The organism is Hamadaea sp. NPDC051192 (assembly GCF_040682475.1).
Classification (GTDB): Bacteria; Actinomycetota; Actinomycetes; order Mycobacteriales; family Micromonosporaceae; genus Hamadaea; species Hamadaea flava.
Map to the genome: position 1 here is coordinate 42,607 of NZ_JBFBAZ010000054.1, position 8,614 is coordinate 51,220.

General features: G+C 70.9%; 10 protein-coding genes. 9 read left to right on the top strand and 1 reads right to left on the bottom strand.

Translation table 11 applies throughout. The features are described from left to right. Window positions 1–79: 79 nt before the first annotated feature. From AB0M47_RS22850 to AB0M47_RS22860, 3 genes are all read left to right on the top strand, one after another. Window positions 80–2,719, top strand: coding sequence for a Dyp-type peroxidase (locus tag AB0M47_RS22850; protein ID WP_363417110.1), 2,640 nt, complete (start codon window positions 80–82; stop codon window positions 2,717–2,719). Next, window positions 2,716–3,168, top strand: coding sequence for a cupredoxin domain-containing protein (locus tag AB0M47_RS22855; RefSeq protein WP_363417113.1), 453 nt, complete (start codon window positions 2,716–2,718; stop codon window positions 3,166–3,168). The genes AB0M47_RS22850 and AB0M47_RS22855 overlap by 4 nt, the downstream gene beginning before the upstream one ends. An 84-nt stretch (window positions 3,169–3,252) precedes the next feature. Beyond that, window positions 3,253–3,924, top strand: coding sequence for a M23 family metallopeptidase (locus tag AB0M47_RS22860; protein WP_363417116.1), 672 nt, complete (start codon window positions 3,253–3,255; stop codon window positions 3,922–3,924). Here AB0M47_RS22860 and AB0M47_RS22865 read toward each other — a convergent pair whose 3' ends face one another. Further along, entirely contained in the window at window positions 3,925–4,158 is a 234-nt protein-coding gene (locus AB0M47_RS22865) for an SHOCT domain-containing protein (protein ID WP_363417119.1), read from the bottom strand. A 134-nt stretch (window positions 4,159–4,292) separates the two neighbouring features. Here AB0M47_RS22865 and AB0M47_RS22870 point away from each other — a divergent pair, with 134 nt between their 5' ends. The 6 genes from AB0M47_RS22870 (at window position 4,293) to AB0M47_RS22895 (ending at window position 8,572) form a co-directional block, all read left to right on the top strand. Then, window positions 4,293–4,682, top strand: a complete 390-nt coding sequence (locus AB0M47_RS22870) for a hypothetical protein (protein WP_363417122.1) — start codon at window positions 4,293–4,295, stop codon at window positions 4,680–4,682. A gap of 156 nt (window positions 4,683–4,838) precedes the next feature. Further along, window positions 4,839–5,702 carry an NlpC/P60 family protein gene (locus tag AB0M47_RS22875; RefSeq protein ID WP_363417125.1) on the top strand — a complete coding sequence of 288 codons (864 nt, stop codon included), beginning with the start codon at window positions 4,839–4,841 and terminating at the stop codon, window positions 5,700–5,702. 189 nt (window positions 5,703–5,891) lie between these two features. After that, window positions 5,892–6,158, top strand: a complete 267-nt coding sequence (locus AB0M47_RS22880) for a hypothetical protein (protein ID WP_363417128.1) — start codon at window positions 5,892–5,894, stop codon at window positions 6,156–6,158. Then, window positions 6,155–6,649 (top strand): hypothetical protein, encoded by a 495-nt coding sequence (locus AB0M47_RS22885; protein WP_363417131.1) that lies wholly within the window; start codon window positions 6,155–6,157, stop codon window positions 6,647–6,649. The genes AB0M47_RS22880 and AB0M47_RS22885 overlap by 4 nt, the downstream gene beginning before the upstream one ends. Next, window positions 6,649–7,152: a DUF3558 family protein gene (locus tag AB0M47_RS22890; RefSeq protein ID WP_363417134.1), complete on the top strand. Its 504-nt coding sequence runs from the start codon at window positions 6,649–6,651 to the stop codon at window positions 7,150–7,152. The genes AB0M47_RS22885 and AB0M47_RS22890 overlap by 1 nt, the downstream gene beginning before the upstream one ends. A gap of 1 nt (window position 7,153) precedes the next feature. Further along, window positions 7,154–8,572, top strand: coding sequence for a hypothetical protein (locus tag AB0M47_RS22895; RefSeq protein ID WP_363417137.1), 1,419 nt, complete (start codon window positions 7,154–7,156; stop codon window positions 8,570–8,572). The last annotated feature ends 42 nt before the right edge of the window (window positions 8,573–8,614 follow it).

The following is an 8,614-nucleotide window of genomic DNA, read 5'->3' on the forward strand; positions in this document are numbered from 1 at the left end:
TGAACCGTCCGGTGCTCCAGGTACGCCCGGTAAGCTGCCTCCGCCCTCGACCTGATCTCGATTGCGAAAGGTGCCGGGTATGCGCGAACGCCTCGTCAGCCGGTTCGGCCGGTCCCTGCTGCGGATGATGTTCGTGGTGGTGGCCGCCGCGGGACTGGTGTGGCCGGCGTCGGCGGCCCAGGCGCACGAAGTGGCCGGGGCGGGTGCCACGAACTTCCGGACCACGCTGTCGGCCCTGGCTCCGGCGGTCCCGGGCGTGAGCCTGTCGGTCGTGGAGAACGGGTCGCGGCTCCAGGCGATCAACACCACCGATCAGGACCTGATCGTCCAGGGCTACACCGGTGAGCCCTTCGCGAAGATCGGCCCCGGCGGGGTGTTCCTCAACGACAACTCGCCGGCCACCTACCTCAACACCGACCGGTACGCGACCACGGTGGTGCCCGCCGGTGTGGACGGCAAGGGCGAACCCCGCTGGCGCAAGGTCTCCGGCGACCACGTGTACCGGTGGCACGACCATCGCATCCACTGGATGCTCAAGACGCTGCCCGCCCCGGTGGCGGCAGATCCGGGTGCCGAGCACCGGGTCAGCGACTGGAAGGTCGTCCTCGACCACGGCGGCCGGACGCTGACCGCGACCGGCGCGCTGGACTGGATTCCCGGCCCCTCGCCGACTCCCTGGCTGCTGCTGGCGATCGCGATCGCCGTCGTGATCGCGGCCGGCGGACTCTTCCCGCGCCTGGGGTTCCGGCTGCTCGCTGCCGGAGCGGGGCTCATGCTGGCCGCCGACCTGCTGCACTCGGCCGGTGTCGCCGCCGTCGAGACGGGCAGCCTCGCCCAGCGCCTCGGCGCCCTGCTCGGCGCGGACGCCACCGCGCTCGTCGTCTGGCCCTTCGGCATCCTGGCCGCTTGGCGGCTGGCGTACCGCTCCCGGTTCGCCGCCGTGATCGCCGCCTGCGTCGGCGCGCTGCTCGGCTTCTCGATGGCCCTCGACGACGCCCCGGTGTGGTGGCGCTCCTCCGCGCCGACCGGCCTGAGCATGACCCTCGACCGGGCGACCGTCGCAGTGGTCATCGGCGCGGCGGCCGGGCTGGTCGTCGCCGTGGCCTTGATGAGCCTGCGCTCGGTCCGGCAGCGGATCGACGCCTCCGCAGCAAACGCCGCGGCGGGGGCTGGCTCGGCCGCGAGCGACGCGTCGGCGGTGGGCGACGGGTCGGCTGCGGGCGACGGGTCGGCTGCGGGCTCGGAGCCGGCCGGTCTGGCCACTGTGGATGGTTCGGGCGACGACTCGGCGAATGCGGCGGCGGCCCTTCCGGCGGCCCGGGCCGGCGCAGCTGCTGTCCTCGCCGCCGACGGCGCCGCTGCTGCCGACCGCGCTGATGTGAGCGAGCCTGCCGATGCGGCGGGCCGCGCCGATCCGCTCGACGGTGGTAGTGCCGATGCGTCTGATGGTGGCGGTGCTGACGGGGACGCCGTGGGAGTGGGCGCGTCCGGGGTGCCCCGTCGCAGCGTCGCGGGCTATCTGGCCGTCGGTGGGGTCGGAGTCGTCGCCGGCACGGGGATCGGCATCGGCCTGCGCTCGGCCGACACCCCGGTGGTGGCCTCGGCCGCCGGTCCCGCGCTGTCCGACGTCGGCGCGGGCCGGGTGGCGTACTTCGGTTCCCGGCAGGCCGGCATCGCGGTCCCGGCCCAGCCTCAGGCGCACAGCTGGGTAGCCGGGTTCGACCTGCTCGACGGTGTCGACGCCAAGGCGTTGCAGGGCTTGCTGCGGCAGTGGTCGGCGGCGGCCGCGCGAATGGCCGAGGGCCAGGGCGTCGGCCAGCCCGACGACCATGTGGTGACCGGATCCGGGCCGTGCGCGCTGACCGTCACGTTCGGGTTCGGGCCGAGCCTGTTCGGCAAGGCCGGCATCCCGGCGGACGCCCGCCCGGCGGCCCTGACTCCGCTGCCCGCGTTCACCGGGGATCGTCTCGATCCCGCCGCCAGCCACGGCGATCTCGGCGTGATCGTCGCCGCCGACGACCCGCTCGTGGTGTTCCACGCGGCTCGGGTGCTGCGGCGTATCGCCGGCCCCGTCGCGCGGCTGCGCTGGGGGCAGTCCGGGTTCGCGGCGACTCCGGGCGCGACCGCTCCGGGCAGCACCGGCCGCAACCTGATGGGTCAGGTCGACGGCACGAACAATCCGAAACCGGCCGACCCCGACTTCGCCACCAAGGTGTTCGTCTCCGGCGACGATCAGCCGGCCTGGCTCCGCAACGGCTCCTACCTCGTGGTACGCCGCATCCGGATGATCCTCGACGACTGGGACGGGTTGACCCTCGACGCGCAGCAGAAGGTCATCGGCCGCCGGAAGGACACCGGCGCACCCTTGTCCGGCGGGCAGGAGACCACCCCCGCCAACTACGGCACCACTCAGCCCGACGGCTCACCGGCGATCCCGGTCACCGCGCACATCCGGCTGGCCGCGCCGGCGTTCAACAACGGGGCGGCGATGCTGCGGCGGGGCTGGTCCTACTCCGACGGCGACGAGGCCGGGCTGCTTTTCCTGGCGTACCAGGCTGATCCGCGGCGCGGCTTCATCCCGGTCCAGCAGCGGCTGGCCGGTAACGACGCCCTGTCGAAGTTCATCCGCCATGAAGCCAGCGCGTTGTTCGCGATACCGGGCGGCGTACCGGACGGCGGATACGTCGGGCAGGACCTGTTCGCCGGGAACGCGTCATGAGCCGGCGGCCGATCGGCGTACTCGTCGCCGTCCTCGCCCTGGCGAGCGCCGCCGGATGCGCCGTGTGGGGGACCGAGGGCGGTCCCGGCGGCGCGGGTGCGGCACTGCCGACCGCCACCGCCTCGGTCGCACCGTCGCCTGCCGTCGCGGTCAAGGGTTCCGACGGCGTACAGCGCGTCGAGGTCGCCATCGGTGACGACCTGCGACTGCATCCCGATGTCGTGCGGGCCACCACCGGCACGATCGAGATCACCTTCCGCAACACGGGTGTCACCCCGCACGACATCAGCGTGGACACCGTTCCCGGGGTCGACGGCGGCAACGTCAACGGCGGGCAGACCAAGACCGTCACGGTCACGGTCACGCAGCCCGGGACCTATCCGATGCCCTGCGCATACCATGTGACGTCAGGAATGCAAGGCACCTTGGAAGTCGCCACGCCGAGCTGATCCTTGTGCCGGGGCCGTAAGGTGGCTACGGTTCGGGTTGATCGCCCGTATCACGTCGAACCATCCTTATCGGAGGGATACCGGGTGCAGTACCGGCCGCAGCGCCTTGACGACCGTGACGCCTACCGTGGCCGCCGTCGCGCGCCTGCACCGCCGCGCCGCCGCTACGTGGCGGTCTCGCTCACCGCTCTCGCCGGTGCGGCGATCGCCGCCACGGCCGTCGGGACCTTGTTGCCCGACAACAAAGACGATCACCTCGGCGCCGAAGGCCCGGCCTGGCCCACTCAGGCCGACCATGAGCGTACGCAGGCAGCCGAGCTGACCAGCCGGCAGACCCGTTCCAGCGGATCGGTGACGGTCGCCGACACGGCGTCGTGGGTGCTGCCGATGCGTGATTACGAACTCGGCTCCGCCGCCGGCAATGGCGCAGATCTCGTCATCGGCGAGGGGACCCCGTTCGCGGCGGTTCACGCGGGCACCGTGCTGGTCGCGGAGTGGCGTGGCAGCTACGGAAACATGATCATGATCGATCACGGCGACGGCGTCGTCATCCTCTACGGGCACGCCTCGCACCTGCTGGTCAAGCCGGGCGACAAGGTCGCCGCCGGTCAGACCATCGGGCTGGTCGGCAACACCGGCCGCTCCGCCGGACCGCACCTGCACCTGGAGGTCCACGTGAACGGCCGCCCCGTCGGGGCGCCGAACTGGTTCAAGGATCGTGGCGTCGACCTTCAGCTGCAGATCCAGGGCCTCTGATCAGCTGACCGGACGGCTGTGGTCGATCAGCCGGGCCCGAGCATTCGCGTACGCGGCGTCGTCGATGTCACCGTGGGCGTAGCGGCGGTCGAGGATCTCCAGCGGGGTGTCGCGGCGGGCCGTGCTCTGCGGGAGCAGCCGGACGACGGCCCAGACGGCGAGCGCGATCAACCCGGTCCACAGCAGTGGCATCAGCATCATCCACCAGCCGCCGAATCCGTATCCGTACATCATGACGGGCCTCCCAGCCTGCACTTCCACCTTCAGCGTCCGCCGGGTCGCCGACCGGCGTCAGGGGCGAAGGGCCCGGCGCACGGGACCGGTCGGCCCCAGATGCGGCGGTTCGGCGGTGTGCGTATCCTGTCGCGGTGCACCGGATGATCGAGAAGGCGCGGACGGCTCTGCCGTTGCGGCTGCTGCTGATCATCCTCCTGCTTATCGGGCTCGCGTACGCGACGGGCCGGCATTGCGCCGACGACGGGGTCATCGCCGATTCGACGGCGACCGTGGCCGGGCACGATCATCTGGCCGCCGCGATCGGGCAGGATCTGCACGACGACCCGCTCACCCCCGGTACGCCCGGTGAGCTGCTCGGTCTGTGCATCACGATGCTGGCCGCCCTCGCCGTGGCGATGGTCCTGCTGACCGGACCTGGCCGACGATGGGCCGGGGTGTCGCTGCCCCGAATGCTGCCGGCCGCCGTCGCGCCGTTGGGCCGCCCGCCGGTCCTGTCCCAGCTGGGCGTCTCGCGCACGTAGAGGCACTCGCGGCGTGGCCTGCTGAGGTCCCCGCCACCGCCGACGGGACTCGATGCGCTCGTGGGTTTCCCCCTGCCGCTGCTCGACTCCTCGCGATCGAACCTTGCCTCTGCTCGATCGGACCCAGTGTCCTCGCGTAAGGAGACCACCCTCGCAATGCACCGCTTTCTGCGTACCCTTGCCGCTTTCGCGGCTGTCGTCGGGCTGAGCGTCGGCGTGTCCGGGACGGCCGTCGCCGCACCGAGCGTCGCGGAGCTGGAACGGCAGATCGACGCCGCCTGGAACAAGCTCGAGCCGATCATCGAGCAGTACAACATGGTTCACGGCCAGCTGGCCGTGAACAAGACCAAGGTCGCGGCGCTGAACAAGCGCCTGGGGCCGCTGGAGTTGCAGATCCGGCTCTCGAGCGCGCAACTGAACGACGCCGCGGCCGCGATGTACATGGGCGGTCAGGTGTCCCGCCTCAACGCGTTGCTGTCGGCGCCGACGCCCGTCGACTTCGCCGACAAGATGACCATGCTGGAGTTCCTCGCCAAGACCGAGCAGGAGCAGATCGCCGGGGTGGTCGTGCTGCGCGACAAGTACGCCGCCGACAAGGCGAAGCTGGACGCGCTCGTCACCGAACTGGCCAGTCAGGACGCGGCGTTGTCGGCGCAGAAGAAGTCCATCGAGAAGCAGATCACGGCGTTGCAGCGGCTGCGCCAGCAGGCGTACGGATCGTCGGGGGCGAGCGGCAAACTGAAGCCGGTGGCGTGCCCGGTCGACTACCTCGGCGGGCCAGGCGGCACCGCGGCGAAGAAAGCGTGCAGCCTCATCGGCAAGCCCTACATCTGGGGCGCGGCCGGACCGAGCGGCTACGACTGCTCCGGCCTGACGCTGACTGCCTGGAAGGCCGCCGGTGTCACGCTGCGCCACTACACGAAGTGGCAGTGGGAGGACAACAAGCCCGTCTCGCGGGCCGACCTGCGCCCCGGTGATCTGGTGTTCTTCTTCTCCGACCTGCACCACATGGGCATCTAGGTCGGCGGCGGCTGGATGGTGCACGCGCCCACGACCGGCGACTTCGTCCGGATGGCCAAGATCGACAGCGCGTACCTGCCGATCGCGGGCTACCGCCGAGTCCCCACGTGATCCGCGTCAAGGGTCTTCCCTATACAGCGTAGGGAAAGCCCCGATTCCTTAGAACGCCCCGAAACCTAGCGTCGAAGCGTGACCCGCCTTCTGTTCGCGCTCGAACGCTACGACACGTCCAGCGGCCTGGCTTCGCCGGTGCTGACGGATCTGCCGGTCGGCGTGGACGTCCGGCTGGTCGCGGCGGTGCACCTGCCGGCTGACGATGTGCTGCTCGCCCTGGTGGAGGGGCCGGATGCGGACACCGTCGCCGGGGTGGCCGCCGCGGCCGGGTGGCGGGTGGATCGGTTCTGCCCAGCCGTCTGGGCCAAGGCCCCGACGCTCCCGGAAGGTTCAGACCAATGAGGATCGGACGTGTCCTGACACCCATGCTGCTGGCGGCGTTGCTCGCGTTGTCGGCCTGTGGCGGCGGTTCGAGCGGCGGCGTCGATGGCGGCACCGAGCTGAGTGACCTGAGCAAGGCCGATACGACGACGCCGAGTTGCCCGTTCACCGCCAAGCAGGTCAGCGACATCATCGGTCAGCCGATGACGGACGAGGGCAGTTGCCTGTTCGGCGACGGCAAAGGCGTCGCCAGCCTGACCGTCACCACCGCTTCCGAGTTGGCGGGCGGCGCGACGTTCGACTACCAGAAGGAGCAGGCGGGCAAGACCTACGCCAAGGTCGTCGACCTCGACCAGGGCGACCGCGGGTATCTGGCGGTCAAGGACATCCAGGCCGAGGCGGTGGTGGTCAGCTCGAAGGGCAGCTACACGCTCATCATGAGCAGTTTCTCCTTCGACGAGGCGAAGTACGACAGCATGCTGCGCAAGCTGCTCGGCGTGGTGTTCGGCTGATGCGACGGGTGCTGTTCGTGCCACTGCTGCTGGGGTTGGCGCTCGCCGGATGCGGCGGTGAGGACCCCGCCGAGCCGGGACCGAGCGTGGCGGCGGCCAGCTCCGCGGTCAGCCCGTCCGCCGGCCCGGTGGTCGGTCCAGCGGTCGATCCATGCAAGCTGGTGCCGAAGTCCGATGCGGAGAAGCTGACGCGTACGCCGTTGGACGAGCCCGTGGCCAGCGAGGGTTCCTGCACGTACACGGGGCCGGTCACCGGTCCCACCGCCCAGGTCGAGGTCTACGTCGGCGACGGGGCCAAGAAGATGCTCGACATCGACCGGGACCTGCAGCACTCGTTCACCCCGGTGACCGGGGCCGGGGACGAGGGGTTCCTGGAGGACGGGGCGGTGTTCTTCCGCAAGGGCGAGACCTGGGTCGCGATCCGGCTGGTGCTGCTCAACGATCCGGCGGCCAATCGCGTACCGCTGGAGACCGCTGCCCGGGCCGCGGCCGGGCGGTTGTGAGATGCGCCGGGCCTTGGCCGCGTGGACGGCGGTCGTCGCGCTCGCGACCGGCGCCTGTGGATCCACATCGGACGAAGATGCGCCCGGCGACGCGCGGCTGCGGTTCGGGCAGGCGGTCGCCGAGCAGCCGGCGGCGCGCCTGCAGCCGGACGTCGTGGTGGTCGGCGGGGGCGGCGACGCGATCCGGTCGGTGACCGCCGACGGGCTGACCTGGCGGATCGACGCCCGCGCCCGGCATGCGCGTGATCTCGCGCCGGGCAAGGTCATGTTCGTCACCGACCGGGCCGTCGGCCGCGTGCTCGACCTCGTCGAGGAGGGGTCCGACCTGCTCGTCACGGTCGGCCCCGTCGACCTCACCGAGGTCGTCCGGGACGGCACGTTCGACAAGGCGGGCATCACCCTCGGCGATCCGCTGATCTATCTGGCCGGGCAGCCGTTGTGGGCCCAAACCGGTACGCCACCCGGCGGCGCGGGCAAGAGTGTGCGGCTGCGCCGCCAGGACGACCGCCCGGCCCAACCCGCACCCGTACGCGGTGGCGCGGCGACGACGAAGGCACTCGGGTACACGGTGTACACCAGTTGCTGCACCGACGGCGTCGGGGCGCATTTCACCTACGACGACGGCGGCGTACGCCTGGCCGGAACCGTGACGCTCACCTTCCGCAAACCGGACGCGAGCTTCCATCTGGCCATCGGCGCGGGCAAGGTGACCCGGGCGGAATTCGCGGTCAGCGGCGGCTTCGGGATCAAGGTGGACTTCGAGGGCGGCATCCAGGACGGCCGCAACCATCGCAAGCAGTTCCCGATCGACGCCGACCTGTCCTTCCCGATCGGGCAGCTCGCCGGCATCCCGCTGTCGTTCACGGTCAGCCAGACGCTGACCGTCGAGACCGCGTTCGGCGCGAAACTGGGCACGATCAAGGGTTCGGGGGAGTTCGGCCTCGCCGGTTCGATCGGGTTCGGCTATCGCGACGGCTCGTTCGGGCCGCGGGTCACCGATCAGTTCCAGCGCAAGTCCAGCCTGCTCAACTCGCTCACCGGCATCCCGGTCGGCGTCATGGGGCTGGTGATCCGGCACGGCGTACGGTTCACCGTCGGCATCAGCGCCCTGGTGTTCAAAGCCGGCGTGTACGCCGAACTGACCACGTCCTACGGCACCACGCTGGGATCGGCGCTGGGCGCGGCGTACGCGCAATGCCGTGGGGTCGCGATCGGCGTGCAGGCGGCGTTCGGCATCGGCTATTCGATCCTGGAACCCGTCGTCAAGGTGATCAACAAGTTCCTGAGCCTGCTGACCCCGATCACCGGGAAGCCGATACCGCCGATCCCGTCGGGCAGTGGATTGCGCTGGCCGCACACCGTGTACCAGAACGAGGAGGTCATCCCGGACGCCGAGGTCTGCGGCCGCCCGCCCCGGTGACGGTGGCGCCGTCGTGCCATGATCCAGCGCATGGAACCGGTC